This window comes from Pedobacter heparinus (assembly GCF_032678725.1).
Taxonomy (GTDB): Bacteria; Bacteroidota; Bacteroidia; order Sphingobacteriales; family Sphingobacteriaceae; genus Pedobacter; species Pedobacter heparinus_A.
The window spans coordinates 1-23,617 of record NZ_JAVTSC010000027.1 but is presented as its reverse complement, the minus strand read 5'-3'; the positions used below and the strand labels follow the sequence as shown (position 1 = coordinate 23,617).

At 41.4% G+C, this 23,617-nt stretch carries 14 protein-coding genes and 1 pseudogene; all 15 read right to left on the bottom strand.

The annotated features are described in order from the left end of the window. Positions 1–226, bottom strand: a pseudogene (locus tag R2Q85_RS24120) (N-acetylmuramic acid 6-phosphate etherase); the annotation flags it as partial. Positions 227–294: 68 nt separating this feature from the next. Beyond that, complete coding sequence (locus tag R2Q85_RS24115) at positions 295–756, bottom strand: DUF1573 domain-containing protein (protein WP_316814372.1); 462 nt, start codon at positions 754–756, stop codon at positions 295–297. A 26-nt stretch (positions 757–782) separates the two neighbouring features. Continuing rightward, positions 783–1,736, bottom strand: coding sequence for an endonuclease/exonuclease/phosphatase family protein (locus R2Q85_RS24110; RefSeq protein ID WP_316814373.1), 954 nt, complete (start codon positions 1,734–1,736; stop codon positions 783–785). Between the two features lie 108 nt (positions 1,737–1,844). Beyond that, a complete protein-coding gene (locus R2Q85_RS24105; RefSeq protein ID WP_316814371.1) occupies positions 1,845–3,053 on the bottom strand; it encodes a YdcF family protein in 1,209 nt (402 codons plus the stop codon). Between the two features lie 56 nt (positions 3,054–3,109). Then, positions 3,110–4,855, bottom strand: a complete 1,746-nt coding sequence (locus tag R2Q85_RS24100) for a RagB/SusD family nutrient uptake outer membrane protein (RefSeq protein WP_316814370.1) — start codon at positions 4,853–4,855, stop codon at positions 3,110–3,112. 10 nt (positions 4,856–4,865) lie between these two features. Continuing rightward, entirely contained in the window at positions 4,866–8,300 is a 3,435-nt protein-coding gene (locus R2Q85_RS24095) for a TonB-dependent receptor (protein WP_316814369.1), read from the bottom strand. Between the two features lie 252 nt (positions 8,301–8,552). Then, positions 8,553–9,773: a FecR family protein gene (locus R2Q85_RS24090; protein ID WP_316814368.1), complete on the bottom strand. Its 1,221-nt coding sequence runs from the start codon at positions 9,771–9,773 to the stop codon at positions 8,553–8,555. A 77-nt stretch (positions 9,774–9,850) separates the two neighbouring features. Beyond that, positions 9,851–10,444 carry an RNA polymerase sigma-70 factor gene (locus tag R2Q85_RS24085; RefSeq protein ID WP_316814367.1) on the bottom strand — a complete coding sequence of 198 codons (594 nt, stop codon included), beginning with the start codon at positions 10,442–10,444 and terminating at the stop codon, positions 9,851–9,853. Between the two features lie 924 nt (positions 10,445–11,368). Next, a complete protein-coding gene (locus R2Q85_RS24080; protein WP_316814366.1) occupies positions 11,369–14,866 on the bottom strand; it encodes a glycosyl hydrolase in 3,498 nt (1,165 codons plus the stop codon). A gap of 102 nt (positions 14,867–14,968) precedes the next feature. After that, positions 14,969–16,150, bottom strand: a complete 1,182-nt coding sequence (locus tag R2Q85_RS24075) for a DUF6528 family protein (protein ID WP_316814365.1) — start codon at positions 16,148–16,150, stop codon at positions 14,969–14,971. 53 nt (positions 16,151–16,203) lie between these two features. Then, entirely contained in the window at positions 16,204–17,742 is a 1,539-nt protein-coding gene (locus tag R2Q85_RS24070) for a RagB/SusD family nutrient uptake outer membrane protein (RefSeq protein ID WP_316814364.1), read from the bottom strand. Between the two features lie 2 nt (positions 17,743–17,744). Beyond that, positions 17,745–21,059 carry a TonB-dependent receptor gene (locus tag R2Q85_RS24065; protein WP_316814363.1) on the bottom strand — a complete coding sequence of 1,105 codons (3,315 nt, stop codon included), beginning with the start codon at positions 21,057–21,059 and terminating at the stop codon, positions 17,745–17,747. A gap of 267 nt (positions 21,060–21,326) precedes the next feature. Further along, positions 21,327–22,475: a FecR family protein gene (locus R2Q85_RS24060; protein WP_316814362.1), complete on the bottom strand. Its 1,149-nt coding sequence runs from the start codon at positions 22,473–22,475 to the stop codon at positions 21,327–21,329. Between the two features lie 84 nt (positions 22,476–22,559). After that, positions 22,560–23,147 carry an RNA polymerase sigma-70 factor gene (locus R2Q85_RS24055; protein WP_316814361.1) on the bottom strand — a complete coding sequence of 196 codons (588 nt, stop codon included), beginning with the start codon at positions 23,145–23,147 and terminating at the stop codon, positions 22,560–22,562. 98 nt (positions 23,148–23,245) lie between these two features. Beyond that, a partial coding sequence (locus tag R2Q85_RS24050; protein ID WP_316814360.1) for a hypothetical protein occupies positions 23,246–23,617 on the bottom strand: 372 nt, incomplete at its 5' end.

Below are 23,617 nucleotides of genomic sequence, written 5' to 3'. Positions count from 1 at the left end.
GCCTGCCACTGGTACCCGCTCCGATATAAAATAACCTGCCACCTTGTTCCATCCGTTCTGCAGCAGCATCAACCAGATCAGTAAGGACAGGGATCAGTCTGCGTACCGTAGCTGCCACAGTAGCATCCTCATCATTGATGTGATTCAATAGCACTTGTGTCGACATCTTTTCGAGGTGACGGTAAACAGATGGCATTTCAGTTGTTTTGATAAAACTCATTTTCATATAAAAATTATTTAAGTTTCTTTTTCTCATTAGAGCCAAACATTACCGCCCATTCATGGTGTCGGTATTTATTTAGCGCTCTTACCCCGATCAATCTCTCTCGGTACTTTGACATTACCGGTAAGATGTAAGAAGCTTTTTGTGGGCTCGCCATCTGTTGTAATAGTTATAACTGCTTCCTGCATGCCTGATTTATTGGCACTGTTAAACACAACTTTTATAACACCATCTTTTCCCGGATATATGGCTTTTTTCGGAAATTCAGGAACAGTACATCCGCACGAGGCTTGAGCCATAGTAATTTTCAAGGGTGAACCTCCTGCATTTGTAAACCTAAAAGTGTGAGTAACCTTTTCTCCGGAACTGATTGTTCCGTAGTTATATGATAAATGTGCAAATTTTATTATGCCTGTTTTTATAACAAATTGTTCCTCAGCAGCTCTTAGTGAATCACCATCTTTTTCCGATTTCGGATTGGTACACCCAGAAAAGGCAAATATTGCTATTAGTATTATTTTTGTTCTAAGCATATTAATTATGAGTTTAATTATCCTTACTATGGAAGGTTTGCATCGCCTACATACAAATTGTGATCGCTTATAGGTGTGGGGAAGGCACTTTTTGCATCTCCATTTGGTGTAGTGAAATGGGCGGCCGAGAAGAAAATATAATCCAGTTTTTTTTCAACATAAGCCGGGTTGTAATAATGTCCTACTTCGCCGAAAGTACGCTCACCCGCCTGGCAAAAGGTAAGCGGTGATGGACATGAATTCGACTCGTCTGCTTCCTGGAAGTTTCCCGTACCGCCGCTATGGGAATACATTTTGTCCATTACCGGATCGGTTGGGATCGCATTGAAATCGCCTGTAATGACAACAGGTATGCCAGCAGCAATCCAGGTGGCAGCACGGTCAGCAATATCCTGTATCTGTGCAGGACGGTATGCTGCATCAGTTGTAACATGCGTTGTACACAACTTGACTTGCCTTCCATCGAAGGTTACGTCTACGCAAAGTAACTGCAAATTCCGACCCAAAGCAACATCTGAAGGTGAAGGAGGTAAAAGATATTTCTGTTGTACGGATGGAACAGTTCCCTTGTAAAAAATCGCATCCCCGAATCCTGTTCCCCAGCTCGAGTCATAATCATCGCACTGGCCACCAGTCATAGAACTGGAATATGTGGAACCGTAGCCGCGCGCTATCAGGTCGGCTCGAATATTCCGATACTGGGAATAACATATCTCGTTAAAGGTAATCAAATGGGGAGTGTTGTTATCAATTGCAGTTAAGATCGTTGCCATACGGGATACAGAGCCCCGCGTATCAACTCCGCCGCTTGGTGCGTCCGTTGACTCCCAGCATACGTTTCCGCAGATATTGTAATGCAGCACCTTAAGCCTAAGCGCTTGGGGTGACGCTTGAGATGACTCCACTGATTTTTCGACACCCTGTGAAATTGATTCTTTCGTGTTGTCTTTTTGGCATCCAAAAGATAAGGAGAACAACATCGCGAATAAAAATTTAATTACATTTGTTTTCATAATGATGAATTTTAGTTTACATAATTGATTATAAATGATTTCAATTCATTAAAGCTTTTTGTGAAGCTCCCATAGTTATGGATCCAATGGGTCATTAACATCTGCCTGAAAAGCGTTTACTACCGGATGAAAGGATGACTCTTGCTCATTGAGCTTTTTAACATCATGGAAAGGGATATATCCCAGTTCTCGTTTGCATCTTTCTGCAAGGTTAATTACCATTTTAGTTTGTATCGGATCAGTTACCACCAGCACAGGCTTATCCTGGGGCATATTAAACCGGTAAACAATACGTGACGCATTTCTCACATTAGTGGTAGTATGCCGTGCATAGGGCTCGATAATAATCGCATCAGCTGGTAAACCCAGCTCTTCCACCATATATTTCTTCATTTCGATGGCTTCACAATATGGTGTTTTTGCGGGGTAGACATGCCCTCCAGAAACGATAATGAAGGGGGCAAGGCCTTTTTTGAAACGCTCCGCGGCCATTTTACTGCGTGCAATAGACCGGTGGTCGATTCGAATTCCCGCTTCTTCCGGACCAAAGCCAGGAACGAGGATGGCCGTATAAGGATATTTAGACCAGTTGGCATGCTGTGCAGCTGTAAAAACTGCAGCATTTAATCCACTGGTAAGCGGTTCGTATCTTGCGGCTTCGATCCTGCCGTTTATAGTTAGTACTTTAAAGGCAGTTTGAAGTGGAAGTTCATAAAATATCCTCGATTTCAGTTTGCTCAGCTTGCTCAATTCATTTTTGGACAGGTGTAGGAATTCAGGGCTATTGGCATTGAAACTAATGGAATCAATAGCTGGATATCTCGGTTTTTTACCTGACAGGTATACCTCAAGTATCCGGTTTATCCCTTTAGCAACGTTGTTCCATGCATTTTTCATCAATGAAGAGTCCGGGAGTTGGTGGTCATTGAAGTACGCATTAGTTGTCTTCAGCGCTTTGATCATTTGGTAGGGTATGTCTCCTGATTCCGTTAAGGCAGCCAAACGACTCCCGATTAATCTGATCTCTGTATCTTTCAGCTTCAATTCAGCAGTTAAACAATTTATATGATCACAGTGGTTCAGCGCATTCTTTAACCGTTGCTGCCATTCAGCAGCAACGGTGTTTAAAGTTTTGTCGCTCTTTATCGATTTTTTTGATGCTGCATCTTTATCCAGTAAGTAGAGCAAAGTAAAGATCCTTTTAACGAGCACCGAATCTTTTGGCGTCTCGAAAACTGCGCTGAATGCAGAGTTTTCACATACCGGAAAAGCTATGGCATTCATACCGCTGAGGGATATCAAAACTGAAACACAGGCTATTATTAATCTGCAGCTACCCATCACTTCCATCCCGGATTCTGTGCAAGATTTTTATTCAGAGTGAGTTCATTCAGCGGAAGCGGATGGAGATAATCCTTCGATTCATCGAATTTCTTCACCAATTTATCATGCACAATCACATTTCCACTGATTCCATTGCTGAGTGCTTTGTCCGTGCCAAGAACAAGGTATTGAATACCACTGGCGGGCGGCGTAGGACGTACGTCAACAACTGCCAGGTCATTTTTGCCGTCCCCGTCAAGGTCAAACAAACCTTTGGAAGGAAAATACACCCCTTTAAATTTTTCAGCCAGCAGGTGTCCTTCCTTCCAGCGCATTAAATCATAGTACCGGAAACCTTCCATTACGAGTTCTATTCTTCTTTCACGTCTTACTTCCAGAATAACAGGATCTGCAGTGTGAATGTATTGCGCGCGAATAACCGGATCATTCGGAATGAGGTTTACTAACAGCTTCGGCACCCCGGTTCTCGCCCTGACCAGGTTGATGGATCGATCTGCTTCTACCTGAGTAAGCTGTTGAAGTTCAGCTTTAGCTTCAGCGTAGTTTAGCAGTACTTCGGCAAACCTGATTAAAGGAAGTGGGGTATAGGCTGCGGCGTCCTGATCGGGAGTGGAAACGAATTTAATGTTCTGATAGCCGGTAAATGTATTTGCATAATCAGGGACTAAGGCTGCCGTAGCCAGAGATGCATTAATGCGCCTGTAACCCGGAGTACGTATCGTTTGCGACAATCTTGGGTCACGGTTCTGAACTTCACTAAAAAACGATAATTTATCATAGTTTGGCAAAGCAGAGAATGGCCGGCCATCACTCATAAGGTAGGAATCAACCAGCGATTTGGTAATGCCCGGATTATTCCGGGTAGGTGAGGTAAAAATAGCGTTGGCTACATGAGATCGGTTTACTGCCAGTGCGTATAACGTTGTCAGTATGTATTCATCTGCATTGGGCGTTTGAGATGAAAACAAGTTCAGATATACAGTTGATGAAGTACCCGTGGCCAGTTTGTAGGGGCTTGTACGCATAAACAGGTCTGCTGCTGCTGCCGCTGTCTGTAAAAGTGCATCGGCTCCCGGCAGGTTGAATTCATCATGATATTTTCTGAATGTTCCTTCAAACAAACACACCCTTGACTTAAATGCCAGTGCTGCCCATTTATTCACTCTTCCAGGTGTTTTTGCTATCCGAAGGTTGGCTATTGCATAATCGAGGTCTGCAATAATAGAATCAGTTACCAGGGTCCTTGGATCCCGTGCTTTGTATAGTTCAGGACTTTGTTCATTCAGTGGTTTGTTATAAAATGGCACATCGCCAAAGCGCTTTAGCTTTTCGAAGTAAAAATAAGCCCTGAAAAACCTGGCTATGCCACTATAGTGATTTCGAGCCTCTGCTGCGATAGCGGGCTTGTTATAATGATCCAGAAAATAATTAATGTTGTAGAGTGGCTGCCATGTCCAGCCTGCACTTGCAGCAGAAGTTGGGATAATGCGTGTGCCGTTAAGTACTTCACTTAGTCCTGAAATATCTACATTGTCACTGGTAAAATCCGACATATAGATGTCGTCTTCCGGAAATGCGGAATAGAATCCGTTGGTAAAGAGTTCAAGATCTTTTTCGGTATTAAAAAACTGCTGGGAACTGATCTCACTCTGGGGGTAACGATCCAGGAAATCATCTTTACAGGCTGTTAATAATGTAGCCCATACCAGTACTACTATGCTATATTTTATCTTGGTTTTCATGATCTGTCCGTTAAAAATTTACTTCTAATCCAAATGTCAATGTACGCTGGAGCGGATATACGAATCCTGTACCATTTAAACGTGAGGAATCCATTTCATCATTGATCCCCTCCGGGTCGAATGCTTTAGAAAGCCGCGTTGATTCAAATAAATTTTGTCCTGAAAAGAATATTTTTGCGTTAGACATTTTTACCTTTTGAATATATTTAAGGGGCAAAGTATATCCGATAGTCAGACTTTTAAGCCTTAAATAAGAGGCATCCTGCAAGTAGCGGGTTTGCTGTACCCCCAACGAACGATCAGTAGTTAAAGCTTCGTAAGCCCTTAACCGGGGGTAATACGCCCCGGTATTTTCAGGTGTCCAGTAATTATTTGCAATATGATCGTAAACCGGCTGGTTCCATCTGTTATAAAAACCCCAGAACATCGCTGACTCAATTCCGGGCCAGAAATCACGCTTACCTATCCCTTGCACAAATGCATCTACAGAAAAATTACCCAGGCTAAACCCTAGGTTTGCCCCGTACGAATATCGTGGCGAGCTGTTTCCAATGATGACCTGATCACCGGGATTATCGACGGTATTGTTACCCAGACTGATCACGCCATCGCCATTCACATCCTCAAATTTCACGTCACCGGCCAGGGGTTTTCCTGGAAAAAGATGCCATTTTGATTGGTCGGCATGCTTGGCAGATTCGGTATCACTCTGGAAAAGGCTCGATCTGAAACCCCATAGTTCACCAATCTCCATTCCGACATAATAATCATTCAGTAATTTATTAGGATTGTCATACCTGGTAATTACCGAACGGTTATCAGACAAAACAAATGATGCATTATAGGAGAATGGTTTATTAAATAAGGTAAGCTGATCTTTCCAGCCTACCGAGAATTCCCATCCTTTGGTAGATAGGTCAGCAGCATTAGCTTTTGGTTCCAGGGTACCTAAAACTGCCGGAAGTGTTCTTCCTTTTGTCAGCATATTTGTTGTTTTGCGATCATACCAGTCAAATCCAAGCTGCAGCCGGCTTTTGAACGCAGAAAGATCGAAGCCCAGGTTCAATGTACTGGAAGTTTCCCAGGTAAGATTTTGAGGGATTAAGCCAGGTGCCTGGATTGCTAGAGGTAACTGACCGTTCAGGTCTAGCAGATCAGCAGAAACATAGGGGTTCATTGTACTGATATAGGCATAATTATCCACCTGCTGGTTCCCTAATGAACCATATGATCCACGGAATTTTACCAAATCAAAAGTATTGGTTAAGGGTGCAAAAAAAACCTCTTTAGAAAGTACCCACCCCGCAGAAACAGAAGGGAAAAATCCAAAACGGCTTGAGCTGGCAAAGCGGGAGGTACCATCATAACGTCCGTTAAACTCAATCAGATAACGGTCCTTAAAATCATAGTTGATGCGACCGAAAACACCTCTTAAGGCCCATTCGAATTCACTTCCACCCAAAGTTGCAATGCCGTTGGTCAGATTGATTGAACCCAGACCACTGGTGATGTTTTCATCCCTTCTGGCATTAACCCCCTTATATTTATTCAATTCCTGGTTAAAACCAATCAGCCCCTTAAAATGATGGTTGTTAATCCGTTGTTCATATTCAGAAAACAGGTTGATAATCTGGTGAACATTTTCTGAAAACGTGGCCTGGTAATAATCCGGATTATTAAAGTTTACAATACTATTAGGCCTGTTCTCATATTTTAAACGGAAGTACTGTACATCGTTCTGACTTTGTGTCTGAAAATAAGTAAAGTCACCATTTATCCTGAGTTTATTATTCAGGAAATTTGTTTGTACGCCAAATGTGTTTTTCAGTACCCTGCCATTATTTATGGAACGACCTGCATTCTCTAGTTGTCCAAATACAGACATGCCCGCCAAAGTATAATTTCCATTTGGTGTCCTTATCGCCTCGTAAGGATTAGCATACAATGATAAGTAACGGTAAACATTAAATCCCCCATCAGACACAAATTTGTTTGGTGAATCATATATGCCCTGGTTAAATTCGGCATTGTTAAAAACTTTAATCCAATCCGCCAGCTGGTTATCCAGCTTAAGCCGTACACTGTAACGGTTATAATCATCCGTCGCCGTGCGGAACATACCATTTTGTTTTTCATGGCCCGCAGAAAGAAAATAGCTGGTATTTGATTTAGAGCCAGCTATGCTGAGGTAGTTTTTTGAAAATGGTGCGCTATTGTTAAAGAATTCTTTATACCAGTCGGTATTGGCCCCGCGGATGAAATTGCCTGAAGCATCTACCCCAAGTTCAGGAAGACCTGGATTTGCTTTGCGTTGCTCCAGGTAAGAAATTACATTTAACATATCAGGAGCATCAGTGCCAATGTATCCACGATAAGCCTGATTTTGAATGGTAGCCGCAGTGATTGGATCATCAACTACGCTGGGTACGCGGGTGGGGCGGCCGGTACCAAAATTATTGGTATACCTGATTTGTGTCTGATCGGTCTTTCCCTTCTTGGTCGTAACCAGGATTACACCAAATGCGGCACGGGCCCCATATATTGCTGCCGATGCTGCGTCTTTCAGTACGGAAACGCTCTCCACGTCTTCCGGATTAACCAGATTAATATTGCCTGGGGTACCGTCGATCAACACCAGGGCGCTTCCGCCTGTAATAGAGGTAAACCCCCGAATGTTGAACGATCCGCCACGATTAAGCTGACCATCCCCAAAGGTAATATTGACGTTTGGGATCGCTCCCTGCAAACCCTGGGCAATATTGGTAATGGGCCTGTTTTTAAACACTTCTTCGCCAACCTGGGAAACAGCACCTGTTATTTTTGATCTGTTTTGAGTACTATAACCCACAACGATCACGGCGTCCATGGTTTGAAGATCGGCTTCCAAAGCTATATTGATTTCGCGGTCATTATTAACAGGAACTTCCCTGGTTTTATAACCCACATAGCTTACAACGAGTACTGCATTTTCTTCCAGTCCCTTGATCTCAAATTCCCCCTTCTGATTGGTATTGATGACAGTACCCTTCCCTTTAACCCGGATACTTGCATTTGGGAGCGGCTGCCCCTTTTCATCCAATACCCTGCCTCGGACATCAATGTTCCTAAAAACAGCGCTAACCGCATTAGAAACGCGATCGAGCAAAGAAGCCTTAGCTTCCTTAATAACGACCGTTTTATTGTCAATGGAATAAGACAAAGGCAAGCCTTCCAGACTTTTTTTAATTGCATCATCCAGATCAGTGTTTTTAACATTAATGGAAATCGGTTTTATCTTCTTTAATGCATTTGCATCATAAAAAAAATCGTATCCGCTTTGTTCGCTGATCTCGTTTAATATTGTTTGTATTGACGCATTTTTTTTGTCAATAGAAATTTTCTGGGCCAGGCTTGAAGCGCTGACTTGTAGTAAAGCTGTTAATAGTATGAGGGTAGTTATTCTCATCACTAATAAAATTTGTCGCAACCAGCGTGGTAATACGCCAATGGCATTGTTTAAAGTATTAAAATGCATACTTTTGTACGGTTTGAGTTTGATACTAGACGGTTATCCCAAATTGTTAAAGGTTAGCTCAGACTTTGCCGGATCGTGTTAGCGCACTATCCGGCTTTGTTATTTAAGCCCCTTGTCCTGCTTAAATGTGCTGTCGTAAATTTCTGGTCATGATCTGTTTGGTTTTTTTAGATTAATCTATGGTTACATGGTAATGGTTACTTTTCTGCCTCCAATTCTATAATGCACCTTGCCAGTTTGCGCTAATATTTTCAACACCTCCGATATGTTTTTAGATCTGGATACCGATCCTCCAAATGCAAGACCTTTATATTGATCAATACCACCCTCGTAATCAACCTCTATATTATACCATCGCGCAATGGTGTTCATAAAAGTTTGCAGGTCAACTTCGTAAAAACGGAAGTAACCGTCCTTCCAGGCAATAGCTTCATTCAGATTTGTAGCTACTACTTTAAAACCTTTGTTTGTGAGTATAGCTTGCTGACCAGGCTTCAATGTTTTGCCTCCCAGATCTTTATTTACGCCTGATTTGGTAAGTAACCTGGATACTTTAACGCTCCCTTCTAAAAGCGTAGTCTTTACACTGCCCTCATCAGTATAACTATTCACATTAAAATGCGTACCCAAAACGGTCACTTCCTGTTTATCTGTTTGCACCACAAATGGGCGGGCTTCATCTTTCTTTACCTCAAAATACGCTTCTCCTGTCAGTTCAATTCTTCTTGTGGTACCCTGCTTTTTTAAGGACATCATATAATTCAAACTGGAAGCTGCGTTAAGCCAAACCTTTGTACCATCGGGTAAGATTACCTGGTAAGTTCCGCCGCGCGGCGTGGTGATGGTTAACATTTGCTCCTTTCCGGCATCTCGACCGTATGGGAGAGACCTCTTGTTTGTGTTATTCAAGAGATCTTCTCTCGCAACCTGTCCGGAACCAAGAGAGGGATCTGAGATGACGACTGAATTATCATTGTATCTTAAATCGTCAGCTATAATTACGCCTGTTTTGGCATCGCTAAGGTTAATCGTTTTGCCATTTGCAAGAGTTAAGGTTGCGGTGTTTTTACCAGGGGCAATGTCATTTTGATTGACGATTTCAGAATTATGATTTACGATTGCATGAGGGGTATAAAACCAAATGCCAAACACAATTCCTGCTACCGCAGCGGCGATGCCAATAATGCGAGGCCATAAACCTAACACAACTACTTTTCTCTGGTCTGCTATGTTCATTGATGCCCAAATTTCGGTTTTAATACCCTCGTAATCCAAATCTTCAGGGTCGGACAAATTCAGCGTAGAGCGTTTTGCATACCATTCCTCTGCCAGGAGCCGCTCCTTTTCAGTGGCGGTTCCATCAAAATACTTAGTTAGTAATGTTTTGCCTGCTAAATTGTCCATCAATACTATACTGTTTTACGCTGTTATAATAGTAATACCCATAAGTCGATCCTATGGGGTAGAAGAAAGTAAAAAAATTAATGCCCATTAAACATCGCCAGCAAGAGCACAGCATAAGTACTATAACCACCTAGCTTATTCCGGAGTATACTTAAGGCATACTGTACTTGCTTTCTTACCGTTGCCTCACTAATACCCAGCTGAAGAGCGATTTCCTTATGCGAAAGGTCCTCTATTCTGCTCAGCTGAAAAACTTTACGCATTTTTGGGGGCAGTTTAGCAATTTCTGCACTGATCAGTAACATCAGTTCTCTTTCATCAATTTGTTGAATGGTATTATAGTCGACTTCCTTACTGTACCTGCCCAGCTCAGTCAGGTAATCATTTCTGGTTTTACCTTTCTGGATAAGTTTCAGTACACGGTTTCTGCAGGCAATATAAAGGTACCCAGCGAGATTAGCACCATCCTGTATGTTTTCTGGTTTCTCCCAAATAGTAGTGAATACATCCTGCACGACATCCTTCGCCGATTCCTCATCCCTGAGCATCTGATTCACTTTATAAAAAAGCATAATACCATACCGTTCATAAAGCTCTGCAAAGGCAGCATTGTCGCGCTCTTTTATAAAAGCAATCAGTTCCTGGTCCGTATGTACATTATAGATTGCCATTTTAATTAAATCCCCAATAAATTTAATACAAATTAGTTACAATAAGATGTAGTTGCGTAAATATCTATGTGGAGTGATTTAACTCCTGTAAACAATGGTGCATGTCCAAGCAGAATTTCCATGAGGTAAATAGACCTTTAAAATATGTTTTATTGTACTGTCTTCGTTGGAATTGTTTTGGCTAAGATATCATTTGTTTACATTCATCCAATAATTATGAACATAAATGCTCTGGTTGTCGGTATTCATCTATAAGGATTACATATAAAAATGGGCTGAATATGTAATCTTGATTCCAATTTTTTCATCAAAGCAAATTTATTTTGCTAAGATCACGCATAAATAAAGGGAGCTGAACTTTCGGTAAAACTCTCTATCATTAACGTGCTCTCATTTACCAAAACATTTCTGCAATAGCTTTGTTTTTGGACAAACAAGAAACAACCCAATTACCTATGAATATAACATCTATAGACCAAACAAATCATTGCAAAAAACAAATACTAAATGTCCAGACTACCGCTAAATCTGTTTTGACGTATGAACTCCAAAATCTCTATCTGCTGGAAAATTACCTACAATGCCTGTTCGAATCACAAAAGTCGGTCGAAAAGATTATTGATAAAATGAAAATGTCAAATGAGAATTCCAAAGCAGCATTTTAGTCGACGCATGGTTGATCCCAGTTGTAAGAATGGAAACATCTTTCGGATGAAATCGGCTGCCACCCGAGGTAAAGGTTGAAGGAAAAGGATGGCCAAAGGAATTCCTTTTTAGGTTGGCAAGAAAAACCCATTGCGATTCATCCGAACCTATGCAATGGGTTAACCAAAGTAGCGAATGAACGCCTAAAACGGAATGAGGTTAATCTCACTCCTAACCAAGATTATCGCCTAGAACGAGTAGGATCGATAATATTTTAATTCAATATAACAACAATCTGACAGGCCCTATAAGCCCAGCGGACTCAAGCTTTGAATCCTTTTCTACAAATTTCCAAGGTGTAAAAGTAACCCTGCCTTTAGAAGGTCTTTGCGTGTTGGTCCATATCCAATTGGGAAAATGCTTCAACTCATATCCACGATAATCATTGCCTGCATAACGATTGTTAGGGAGCCATTCCAGATCTTCAGGCAATTGTTCATCACCGACCATGCGGTTCCACCAGGTATTCGTAATCTTAATAACAAGCTGATTATTGCCAACTTTTAAAAACTTACTGATATCCGTTTTAAAAGGTGGTTTCCAAAGCGTGTCAACCACCTTGCCATTCATAATAACTTCTGCCAGATTCTTCACCTCACCAAGATCCAATACTGTTCCTGATTGCAGTTGCTTTGTCGTAATCTCGAGGTTTGCCTGATAAGTAGCAGTACCAGAAAAATACTTAATTCCAAAAACATTGCTGTTAGTCCAGGATCCGGTTTGCAGACTTGCTTTTTCCGGAGCACCATAGCCTTTAGGGAAACTTACTTCCCATGTCATGTTTAAAGGAACCGTTTGTGTTTCCGCTAAGGAATTGTAAATGCCTTTTGTAGCAGGCAGCTGGTCTTTGTCTACAAATACAATAAACACAGAGCCAAATGGATCAAAGGGCAGTATGATCCGTGTTCGTTTACCATCGTCAGACCAATCCCTGATCCGATAATTTTCCCCTGTTGCCGGATCCATAATAAAAGGTATTTTATTGGTCACCCTAAACAGCACTTCTGCATTTGTTGCGTCAGCAACCTGGCTGCATACAAAGTAAAAATCTTTAGACTCCTTTTTCCTGTGTATCCAGGCAACCGCATTTTCCTTTTCTCTTTTGCCAGTTGTGGTCATCGATTTCCCTCCCCAGGCCATCGCTGTCCCAGAGGCTTGTAACACTTCAACATCAGGCAATGCGAACTGCCTTAATACCTCCATAAATTCATCCGACCAGGAAGTTGTTTCTGCAGAATTCCCCCAAAACTCAGCCCCTATTGTACGTGTATCTAGAAAATATTGTCTTTCCGGGTCAAAGGTGTTTTTCCAAACAGACGAAAGCCAGATCAATTTACCTTTACCCAACTTATTTTCTTTAATCGCAATACCATCCGTTTTTCCCCAAAGTTGTTCGACAAGGGCTTTTACAGTATTGTCCGACTGTGGGTAGTTCCTCAGACCCGGCGCCATGGAAGGCTTGTCTTCACAAACAATTGTTCCGCCTTTTTTAACCAGCTCTATCAGCTTGGAAAGAACTGCTGGCTCCATTTTCCCCCCAGTTTTTGGGAGAAAAAAGACCCTATACCTGGCTCCGCTTGGCAAGGTGAAAAAGCCATTTTTAAAATCCATCTGGCTGACCAGCAATTCTTCGGTAATCAGGTCATAGTTATATTTTTTATGTAAGCCCTGAGGCATTTTATCATGCCAGTCCACATTAGGCATCAGGCCAGCAATATCTGCTACATTATAGCCTTGCCTAAGCATATACTGGCAGCGCGACAGATAATCCACCCAGGCTCGCCCAGGTGCCCACCAGGTTTGTCCGGGCACGAATTGAGTACCCCAGAAAAACATATTCATTCCCGGTTTATGGTCCATGCCCCAAGGCTGTAAAGCAGTTCCGTGCAAGACCATCGCGTTTACCCCATTACAAAACGCGAGGTCGCCTACTCGTTTTATAGCGTAAGGATCCATGGTCCAGTTGCCATCATTCCAGCGGCCGGTAAATGCTTCTGCGGCTACCTTTTTTCTGCCATAAGTATTCGCGGCACTGCTTGCCCAACGGGCCGTAAACATCATTTCGGTGCTTACCCAAAACTCACACATGGGCACCTGTACCCTCCCGGCCATCCTTACTGGATCAAAAGGTGCAACATAAGGCTCTGTCATAAACTCCATCCCTAAAGAATCTGCTTTATCCGCTAAATGGGAGAAAAAATTATCTGCAAAAAGGTCGGTCTGTGTCAAATACATATCTGCTTTAAAACGCTCTGTTAACTTCTTACTCCCCACAATTTTGCCAGTCTTATAGGATATCAGCCAGGGTGTAGGATTGTATCCGCGGCGTTTACTAAACTCATCCTTAAATTTTGCAGACCATTCAGGGTTTCCCACCTCCCAGCTATCAGCCTCAAACGCCCTGATCGTTTTGCCACGAAGATTTGGCGATTCCCGAAGATACCTCCCTACCATGCTGCTGAACATCGCATCAACAGCACCTTTGTCCAGTTTGTCAGATTCCAGTCCCTTTCCGCCAACAGGGGCAGGACGGTTATAGGCCAGTGCATTTCTCATGGCAAAACGCTTTATCTTCCATTTACCCAAAGGCAGCTGCAAGCTCAGCTGTCCATTTACAAACTTTGAAGTCAGGTCTATCACCTCTTCCGGTTTCACCACGGGTTTAACCGGATAGGCAACAACAGCCACATCCGAGGTAAAATATTGTGCGCCGGGACGTTCCAGCACATACCTGTTGCCTGGCTGTACAAAAGATATGGCATTGTAGCTGCTATTGAGCGGCTTAATAGACCAGGGAAAATTTTCTATAGAGGAGGATGCGGAAAGCTTTGAATCCGGTGTCATATTCAGTCCATTCTCAATTACATCTATTTTCGATAGCGAAAGAAGATAAATCGTTTTACCAGCACGTTCTGTCGAATAGTTCTTTATAGTCTTTATCCGTATGTATTTCCCTTTCTGCTTGCCTGTTAATACAGCAGGTTCATTAACTGGAAGGGGGAAATCCTTTGAAGTTTTGTAAAACACTCTTGAATCTAAAAAATCTGCCTTGTCTGCTACTTCAATTACAAACTGCTTAGGAAAACCAAAATCTAAAATCCCTTTATTATTAACCGGATGAAGCACTATCTTCTCTATAATGGCCGGTTTTGCGAGTTCCATGCTAATCCAATGTGGTGTATCTTCGATATTCATATCAGAGTGATAACCAAAACCCTCCACTATTTCGCCAGCCCCACCCAATACCAGCTTAATTTTCTTGCTCTGGTCACTTATAATTTCAGTTTCTGTACCTGCAATATGTTGTACCGCCTGTTCTGGCTTTACCCACGGACCACCACTGTGACACCAGCCCGGTCCGAGCTGAGAGGAAATGGTCAGTCCCAGCCTGGCAGATTCTTCCGCTGCAAATTTCCAGGTATTGAAAAATTCCGGTGTCTGAGACACCACAGGATTAGGCATGTTGTGGTGTGCCCACATCTGGCGATCTGAAGTTTCACTTCCAACCAACATAATAAGCGTACCATTTAGTCCAAATTTTTTAAACTGTTCCAGATCAGCCGTAATCCCTTTATTCGACACCATATCATTAACCCAATCCCAAAATATCCAGGGCCTGTATTCATCTGCAGGATGTTTAAACTGACTACTGGTTTGCCCAAAAAGTAATATCGGTATGTAAAAAAGTACCAGCACACAGCCTATTGTTATCTTCATTCGATTTATAGCTATTTAAAAAAGGTTAGGATAATCGGAAATTAGCATGCAGCACCCGCTGCCAGAGTCAGTATAAAGTATAACAGATATTTGTTCATCATGTTATTGATATGGATGTGTCCAAACCCTTGCTCTGTAAATTGTACAAGCGCTAACTGATCTTGAAAAAGCAAATGCACCTGTTGTACCGTCATAAAATTCAACATTATTTGTTGTATACTGGCAAGGGGCCAGATTATCTGTCTTGGTTATAACGTATTTACCATCAGCCTGTTTACCTGCCGATTTGAGTGTTACATTGTCTGCCGGGGCCACATAAAGCCCAGCCGCACCAGGTGCCCGGGTAAATACCTTAGTGATCTTATTATATTCATATACCCCAGTATGATCGCTATAAAACATTTTATCATCGTTATCATAATCAGGTTGTAAATCATGAGGATACCTAAAACCGTTCGGATTTGCTGCATTACGCCAAGTTTTAACACTCCTTTTTGATACAACTTCTGTTATAGTGGGGTTTTCTCTCGTTCCACCTATTGTATAAGCAAAAACACCATGATAGTTTGTTCCATCTACCTCCACTTGTCCTCCTGCCCACAAAAGATTATAGGCGGGATCCCAAAGTAATGCATGTGCGCCCTTCAATGTAATCTGGGCATAATCATTTGTAACGGCCGGATTTGCCGTATTGTAGATCCTGATCCAATTCCCTGCACCTGCTGCACTGCCGCCATATCCGGCAACGGCAAGGTTACCATTTGGTAGTAGCTCGATAGCATGATTATTCGGATCATCCGCTGCTGCATAGGTTTTCTCCCATAGTTTCTGTCCTTTAACATAACTTCCGAGCGGTATGTAGGCACAAATACCCAGCCATCTGCCACCTTGTACCGCAACCGCGGAACTGGCTTTACTTGGAAAGCCTGTTACATAATGTAACCTTTGATCTCCAAATCCGCCCTCTATAGCCGTTAGTGCGCCGGAAGAAAACCCGAGGGTCGTCGTTGGTTTAAATATCCAGTTTGCTGTGGTCGAATTCCAGGTGGTAGTGTTGTAATTGTAAATTTCAAGTGTCTGATTGGTAGTGTTGCTGATCGCAACCCATGGGCTCCAAGTATCAGCCATCAGCGCATCCATACTATCCGCCATTACTTTTTCTTTGTCAGGAGACTCCTTATCTAATGGTCCAGTTTTACAAGACACATTCAATAACATAAATAGCAGCACAACACTACTGTACATTGTGGCCCGCAAACCACTGTTTTTAATTGAATTTTTCATAATTAAAGTATTAGTTTAATGAACAAATTTTCGAACATCATTTCTCCCGGCTTTTAGAAATATCCAGGATTCTGAATAAGTTTTGGATTGATATTTATTTCATTGTTAGGTATAGGATAGATCAACTTAGTTTGATCCAAAGCAAATGCATTTGCTGGCACATAATTAACCCGTTGCTTTAAAGCTATTCCAAAATTTGTCATTACCTGTATAGCCTGCCCTGTACGTACCAAATCATGCCAGCGTTTATTTTCAAAAGCGAGTTCCACTCTACGTTCGTGAGCTATTATACCCCTTAATTCTGTCTGATCCGTAATTGTAACAGTACTTAAACCTGCACGGTTCCGAACTTTGTTTAAATATGGTAGTGCCTCACCTGACTTTCCCTGCTCATTCAATGTTTCTGCAAGCGACAATAATGATTCTGCATACCGGTATATAGGCCAGTTGTCGTTAGTGTTGTTGGCATTTGAATGTGTGTGCAAATATTTCTTGATGTATGGTACCCCAACTTTACCAGCGACAGGTATATAATTAATAATGCCTTTGTTGGCTGAAAAAGTAAATATCATACTTTGATTGTAGCTGCCTTCTGCAACTGCAATGGAAGCATCCAGACGTTTGTCTCCCGGTTCATAGGCCTTTATAATATCCTCAGTAGGAATGTTGTACCCACCACTTGCGGAGTTATCCGTTCTAACCCCTGTTATGACGGTTGTATTTGTTGATCTTGGTAAAAATTGATAAATAAAATTGCTCTGTTGCCCATTCGTAAGTCCCTCATTATACTGTACTTCAAAAACAGATTCCTTGCTATTTTTATTTGAGGTTGAGAAAGCGTCCGCATAGTTTGGATTAAGGTCATAGCCCATTGCTGGCAATGTTTTTAATAATCCTTCGGCTTCAGCATATTTCTTTTGCGTTAGGTAAACATCTGCCAGCAGCATAGTGGCAGCACCTTTGGTTGCCAAACCTGTTTGTGGAAATTTTGCCGGAGGCTGTAGCATACCAATAGCATCTTTAGCATCTGAAATGATCTGGTTATATACTTCATCCACTGTCGACCTGGTTAAAAATGCATCATCAGCAACTTTAACTTCTTTTAAAAATAGCGGTACTCCACCAAAGTATCTGACCAGTTTAAAATAAAAAAATGCCCGTAAAAATTTAACCTGACCTTCAATTTCATTTTTGGCCGCATCGCTTATTGCTGAATTCCTAATCTTGTCTGTAATCATATTACATCTGGAAATACCTGTGTAACAAGCAAAATAACTTCCATTTGTATAGCCATTTGAAGAAGAATTGGTAAAGTCTGCGATGTTTTCACGTTGTACAAAGCCATCGCCACGGTTTACAGAGAAATTTTCATAATATGTATTGTCAGATCTCATTTCAGCATCAAGCATATCATATATCAATAAATTACGCAACGGTACATAGGCCGTGGCCAAAGCCTGTCTGAACTGGTCTTCAGTTTGATAGAAAGTTTTTCCTGAAACCTGGTCAGGTGGAGTCAATTCAATGAAATCTTTATTGCAGGATAGTATTGTGAAGGTCAACAGACCAAATAATGTAAATATCTTTTTCATGATTACTTAAAATTAGCTGATAAACCAAGAGAAAATGTACGCGGTACAGGATAGGCGTTTGCATCAATCCCTATTCCGCGTGCAGCATCGAGACCGCTTAAGTTTGCTTCAGGATTCATGCCGGAATATCCTGTAAAAATAAAGGCCTGCTGCACAGCGGCAAAAACCCTCAATCCTTTTAATATTTGTTTGGCCTGTAGTAAATTAAATGTGTATCCAAATGAAATATTTTTTACAGTAAGATAAGTCCCTTTTTCAACCCATTGGCTATTTGAGTATCGTCCTAAAGCCGTTGTATTTGTTTTGGTCCGTGGATATTCACCTGAGCCAGGGTTTTCTGGCGACCGCCATCGGTTTGAAGCATCGGCCAGCAGGTTCCTTGCCCCATCCATATTAACTAAATGCGTCCATTTGTTAACATTTAGCAGATCACCCCCGATCTGGCCGGCCATTGAGATGTTAAGGTCAAAATTCTTATAGGTAAAGTTATTTGTAAAGCCAAAAGTAAAATCTGGTGTAGGATCGCCAATAAATTTACGGTCATTAACATTTTCAATTACACCATCACCATTCACATCTTCAAACTTTATGGTTCCTACATCGGAAGTAGTGCTACCAACTATGTATTTCGCCGAATTGGCCAGATCGTTATCATCTTTATACAGCCCTTTGAAGACAAAGCCATAAAATAGGCCTAAACGCTGGCCAATCTGGTTTCGGTAATATCCGGCAGTAGGTGTGCTGGCAGCATCTATATAACCCGGACTTACCAGTGAACGGATCCTGTTCCTGTCTATTGACACAACTAAATTCGAATTCCACTTTAGCTTTCCGGTTAAATTGCTGGACCCTATACTGATCTCATGTCCCCAAAAGTCAAATTCTCCAACGTTAAACCTTATTGAACTGAAGCCCGATGCCTGTGGAATTGGCCGGTTTTGAATCATTCCATCTGTAATTTTTTGATAATAATCATAACCGATTGTGATACGCCTGTTTAAAATAGCCAGATCAAATCCCAGGTCAAATTGTTTGTTTCTTTCCCATGCCAAATCATCGTTACCTAATGAGTTTACAGTGGCGCCAGGATAAAGTACTCCATTGGCAAAATAATTAATATTGCTTCCTATAGTGGATATGTAAGTATAGTTGCCAATATTGTTGTTGCCGGTTATACCATAACTTGCCCTGACTTTTAAGAAATCAATAAATGTAGCATTTGCCATAAAAGCTTCATCACTTAATATCCAGCCTGCCGATACTGAAGGAAAATAACCATATTTTTTATTGGGGCCAAACCTGGATGAGCCATCACTTCTTATAGCCCCCGATAATAGGTACTTTCCTTTGTAATTGTAATTAATCCTACCTATTGCCGATAGCATAGAATATCCGGCAGCACCGCTCGAACCGGAAGTAATTATCGTTGCCGCATTCAAATAAGGGATCTCGTCACTGGCAAATCCCTGACCTGCCAGAGCATTGCTTAACCCAGTGTATTTTTGGGCAGAATATCCAGCTAATACTTCAATATGATGTTCCTTAAAACTTTTGTTATATTGTAAATTAGTTTCTGAAGTCCAGGCATAATTATCTGCCGACCCACTGTTTCCCAAAGCGATCCCCGTAGATGAAAGCACTGAAGGAGAAAATGTCTTATTGGTTTCTGCACCTTTATCGACAGCAAGGCTGGTTTTTATCGTTAGGTCCTTTAAGACTTCATAGCTTGCATAAGCATTAGCCAATATTCTGGTGGTATAATGATCATCTGTCAGCTTTGTTAATCTGGTGTATGGGTTAACATTATTAGCCATACCAGGAGAATTTACATTTACGGGATAAGAGCCATCGGGATTAACAGGAACGCCTAAAGGACTGGCTTCCAAAGCATACATGAAAATTCCATCCAAACCATCGGTATTTATACGATTATTATGGTCGATTCTGTAGCTAGGGGCAAGGTTAAATCCAATTTTTAGTTTATTACCAATATTCAGATCATGGTTTAACCTAAGTGAATAAAGTTTTGTCCCGGTATTTATCAATACGCCTTGCTGTTCCTGATAACCAACAATTGCAGCTGAAGAGGATTTTTCCCCAGCGGATAGAATGCTGATATTATGACTTTGGACAGGTGCAGTACGGGTGATTACTTTATACCAGTTTGTTCCTTCTCCATATTCTTCTGGATTCGCATATAAGGGGCTTAATGTAGGTTTGGTTTCTGGTTCATACTTTAACTGGTCCTCATAGCGGCCTTTCATATACTCGGCAAACTGACGTGCATTCATAACCTTCGGGACCTTGTTTTCAGGTATCTTTTGTATACCGTAATAAGAATCAACCGTTACCCTGGCATCTCCTGGCTTAGCATGCTTGGTAGTAATTAAAATTACTCCATTAGACGCTCTGGAACCATATAAAGCAGTTGCCGAAGCATCTTTTAGAACCGTAAATGTTTCAATTTCGGCTGGATTAATATTATTGATGCTCCCGGTAATCGGAATCCCATCAATTACAAACAATGGGTTGCTGCCTGCAAACAGAGATGCCGCGCCCCTTATACGGAAATCCATTCCACGGCCTGGCTGTCCGGTTACCTGTGAAATCTGAACACCTGCTACTTTACCCTGTAATTGCTGGGCAAACTGTCCAACAGGCATGTCCCTTAAAGTTGAGGCATCCACCTGGGCAATCGAACCAGTAATCTCCCTGCTTCGCTGCTTGCCATAACTTACCACAATAATTTCATCCAGTGCGCTAATAACAGCTTTCAGCTTCACCTGAAGATCAGTCTGATTCTCGATGTTTATTTCCATAACCTCATAACCCACATAACTGAACACCAATACGGCATCTTTAGGTGCGTTCAACACAAATTGTCCATTAGCATCTGTTATGGTGCCACCAGTATTATTCTTAATTTTCACAGAAACTCCATGCAAAGGCTTACCGGTTTCATCAACTACACTGCCTTTTACCTCAGCCATCACGTAAGACGGATAACCGTCCTCTATTAAGCGCTGCCGCGGCTTTATAATAATGGTTCTATCATTAATCAAATAAGTCAGGCTCCTGCCCGAAAGAACCTGATCGAGAACCTTTTCAATTGATAGATTATTAAAATCTACATTGATCCGACTCGAACCTTTAATTTTATCAGTTACGAACAGTACACTGTATCCCGTTTGTTTCCTTATCGTCTGAAACAATTGATCGAGTGTAGCATTTTTTTGTCGCATGGTAACATATTGCCCATACGATGCAGCACTTACCTGCAACATGGTAACAATTAATATGATGGTAGCTAGCCGCATAATTAATAGAAATTTATATATATAGCACATCAGGCTATATAAAATTTGGGTATAAATTTTATACATTTACTTGTCTTGTTAATCGTGAATCAAATAGTTCTGTTAAAGAATTGTAATGGTTATCCAGACAAAAGGAAAGGGGTGCCGCGAACACTCCTTTCTATTTATACTGAAAATAGCGCGAGCTGCTAAGTTTCTTTTTTCTCTTTTTTCATTGCTCATTTTGGTTTATCGTTCATTTATCTATTTGTGAATGGTGGTTAGCCATTATTTCTTCGTTACAGTTACTACATTATTTTTCAGTTCAAAATGCATCTCTCCGGCAAGCTCAAGCATCTCCAAAACCTTCGACAAATTGCTGTACTTACTGATCGTCCCGTAAACACCCTGCCTGGCGAGGCTTTCCTCTTTAATACGTACACCAACACCGTACCACCTGGAGATTTTTCGCATGACTTCCTCCAGCGATTCATCATTAAACATCAAAAGGCCATTCTTCCAGGCCACAGCATTCTCCACATTTACTTCCTTTACTTTTAGCTGTCCGGTATACAACGTACTTTGCTGACCAGGAACAAGATGAACAACACGCTTTGCAGAAACCTTTACCAAGCCTTCCAACAAGGTGGTTTTGGTGTCTATTTCATCCGGATAACTGTTGACATTAAAATGTGTACCCAACACTTCTACTTCCTGACCCTTGCTACGCACTACAAACGGCCGTTTTTTATCCTTCTTTACCTCAAAATATGCTTCACCAGTAAGTGTTATACTTCGTATCGGGCTTGGTACAAGTTGGGTAACGTATCTGATACTTGAAGCTGAATTTAGCCAAACCTCAGTTCCATCAGGTAATTTTACCTGGTATTGGCCACCCTGGGGCGTACTGATAGCGATCTCATCCAGGCCGGAGAAATCTGCTCTATCAGTTGGGAGCACTGCACTGCCATCACTATAAGTTAGTTTTGTCACACCTACTTCCAATCCCGTTTTTGATTCGCTCAGTTTGATCACTTTACCATTGGCAAGCGTAAGGGTTGCTACATTCTTACCAGGGGCGATATCGTTTCTATTCGCCGCTTGATCACTCTGGTCTGAACTTATTTCAGAAAACCCGCCGTTAAAAAACCATATTCCAAAAACAATCACTGATATCGCTGCAGCAACGCTGATCACACGTGGCCAAATTTTTACCTGCTTAGGCCTTGTACCTCTGATCTCCCCTATCAGCTGTATCCAGCTTTCTTTTCCCATGCGGTTCATTTCAGCAGCATTACCTTCCGAAATAACAGGGGCCTGTATTTTAAGTGCTGCTTTAGCATACAGCATTTCAAGCTCCTTACTTTCTTCAGGGCTAGCCTTTCCTTCTAAATAACGGTCTATTAAAATGTCTAATCTGTTTCTGGACTGTTCCATAATTATACTTCTACATACAAGACACCTACGGCCGGCTCAAGGGGACATTTTAATTAGACATTTTTTTTCTTATGATTAACTACATCATTTCCAATGAAAAAGAATCAAAACCGATAGACCAGTGTAGTGCCCAAGCTTTAATTTGAGTATTTTAACCGCACGCTGTACCTGCTTCTTTACCGCCTCTTCAGTCATATCCAGCCGCTCGGCGATCTCTTTGTTACTCAAAAAATCTTTTCTGCTCATTTCAAAAATCTGCCTCGACTTCGGTGAAAGCTGCGCCAGTTCTGCGTCAATCAAGGCCATCAGCTGGTGTTCATCAATGGTTTCAACCGTAGTATTGTCGCTTTCCTGCATCACCGCAGCAATCAGGTCTATAAAATCATTGTTCGTTTTCTGTTTACGCACTGCGTTCAACACCCTATTGGTTATCCCTCTATACAAATAGCCTTTCAGGTTCACTTTTACATCCAAACTCCCAGACTTCTCCCAAAAAGCAAAGAAAAAATCCTGCACGAGGTCTTTTGCCTCATCCTGATCGTTAAGGATCTTCCAGGCATGCAAATACAGCATATGCCAATGTCGTCGGTAAATCTCCGTAAAAGCAAGCTCATCTCTTTCCTTTAATAAAAAAATAAGCTCCTGATCTGTATATGAAGTGTAAATGCTCATGGTTCTGGCTATCCCAATAGTAATTTACAAAAAATACTGCAATGGTACAGATTTTCCAACAATATTTCGCATCGATAACAAAATAGGCCAGACCTATCTTAATAAATTGCAATTTCCAAAACCCCCTCAGGTGCATAATTAGAATACCCTCCAGTTGGATTATTATTTAAGAAATACGTTTTGTAAAGCTTGCCATCTTGTAAAACTTCAATTTTTATCCCAAAGGAGCGATTTTCGGTAGTTATCTTTTTATACTTAAAATAACCTCTCATTCCTGATAATGTCCTATCAGACCTAAATTTATTAACCATATTAGTTGGCCTAAAATCAGCCGGAATTCTTGCTTTAGTATAATAATCCTCAAATTGATATCTATATGGATTTTCTTCATTCCTATCTTGCCTGCCTAATAGCGTAATGTTATGTTCGTATCCTTCAAATGCTCTGTCTAAATAAGTAACATTAATTAA

Excerpts from the sequence above, each read along its gene's own strand:
- R2Q85_RS24055 (WP_316814361.1), bottom strand. The coding sequence starts at position 23,147 with ATGAGCATTTACACTTCATATACAGATCAGGAGCTTATTTTTTTATTA.
- R2Q85_RS24070 (WP_316814364.1), bottom strand. The coding sequence starts at position 17,742 with ATGAAAAAGATATTTACATTATTTGGTCTGTTGACCTTCACAATACTA.
- R2Q85_RS24085 (WP_316814367.1), bottom strand. The coding sequence starts at position 10,444 with ATGGCAATCTATAATGTACATACGGACCAGGAACTGATTGCTTTTATA.
- R2Q85_RS24110 (WP_316814373.1), bottom strand. The coding sequence starts at position 1,736 with ATGTTGTTCTCCTTATCTTTTGGATGCCAAAAAGACAACACGAAAGAA.
- R2Q85_RS24105 (WP_316814371.1), bottom strand. The coding sequence starts at position 3,053 with ATGAATGCCATAGCTTTTCCGGTATGTGAAAACTCTGCATTCAGCGCA.
- R2Q85_RS24090 (WP_316814368.1), bottom strand. The coding sequence starts at position 9,773 with ATGGACAATTTAGCAGGCAAAACATTACTAACTAAGTATTTTGATGGA.
- R2Q85_RS24075 (WP_316814365.1), bottom strand. The coding sequence starts at position 16,150 with ATGAAAAATTCAATTAAAAACAGTGGTTTGCGGGCCACAATGTACAGT.
- R2Q85_RS24115 (WP_316814372.1), bottom strand. The coding sequence starts at position 756 with ATGCTTAGAACAAAAATAATACTAATAGCAATATTTGCCTTTTCTGGG.
- R2Q85_RS24100 (WP_316814370.1), bottom strand. The coding sequence starts at position 4,855 with ATGAAAACCAAGATAAAATATAGCATAGTAGTACTGGTATGGGCTACA.
- R2Q85_RS24095 (WP_316814369.1), bottom strand. The coding sequence starts at position 8,300 with ATGAGAATAACTACCCTCATACTATTAACAGCTTTACTACAAGTCAGC.
- R2Q85_RS24060 (WP_316814362.1), bottom strand. The coding sequence starts at position 22,475 with ATGGAACAGTCCAGAAACAGATTAGACATTTTAATAGACCGTTATTTA.
- R2Q85_RS24080 (WP_316814366.1), bottom strand. The coding sequence starts at position 14,866 with ATGAAGATAACAATAGGCTGTGTGCTGGTACTTTTTTACATACCGATA.
- R2Q85_RS24065 (WP_316814363.1), bottom strand. The coding sequence starts at position 21,059 with ATGCGGCTAGCTACCATCATATTAATTGTTACCATGTTGCAGGTAAGT.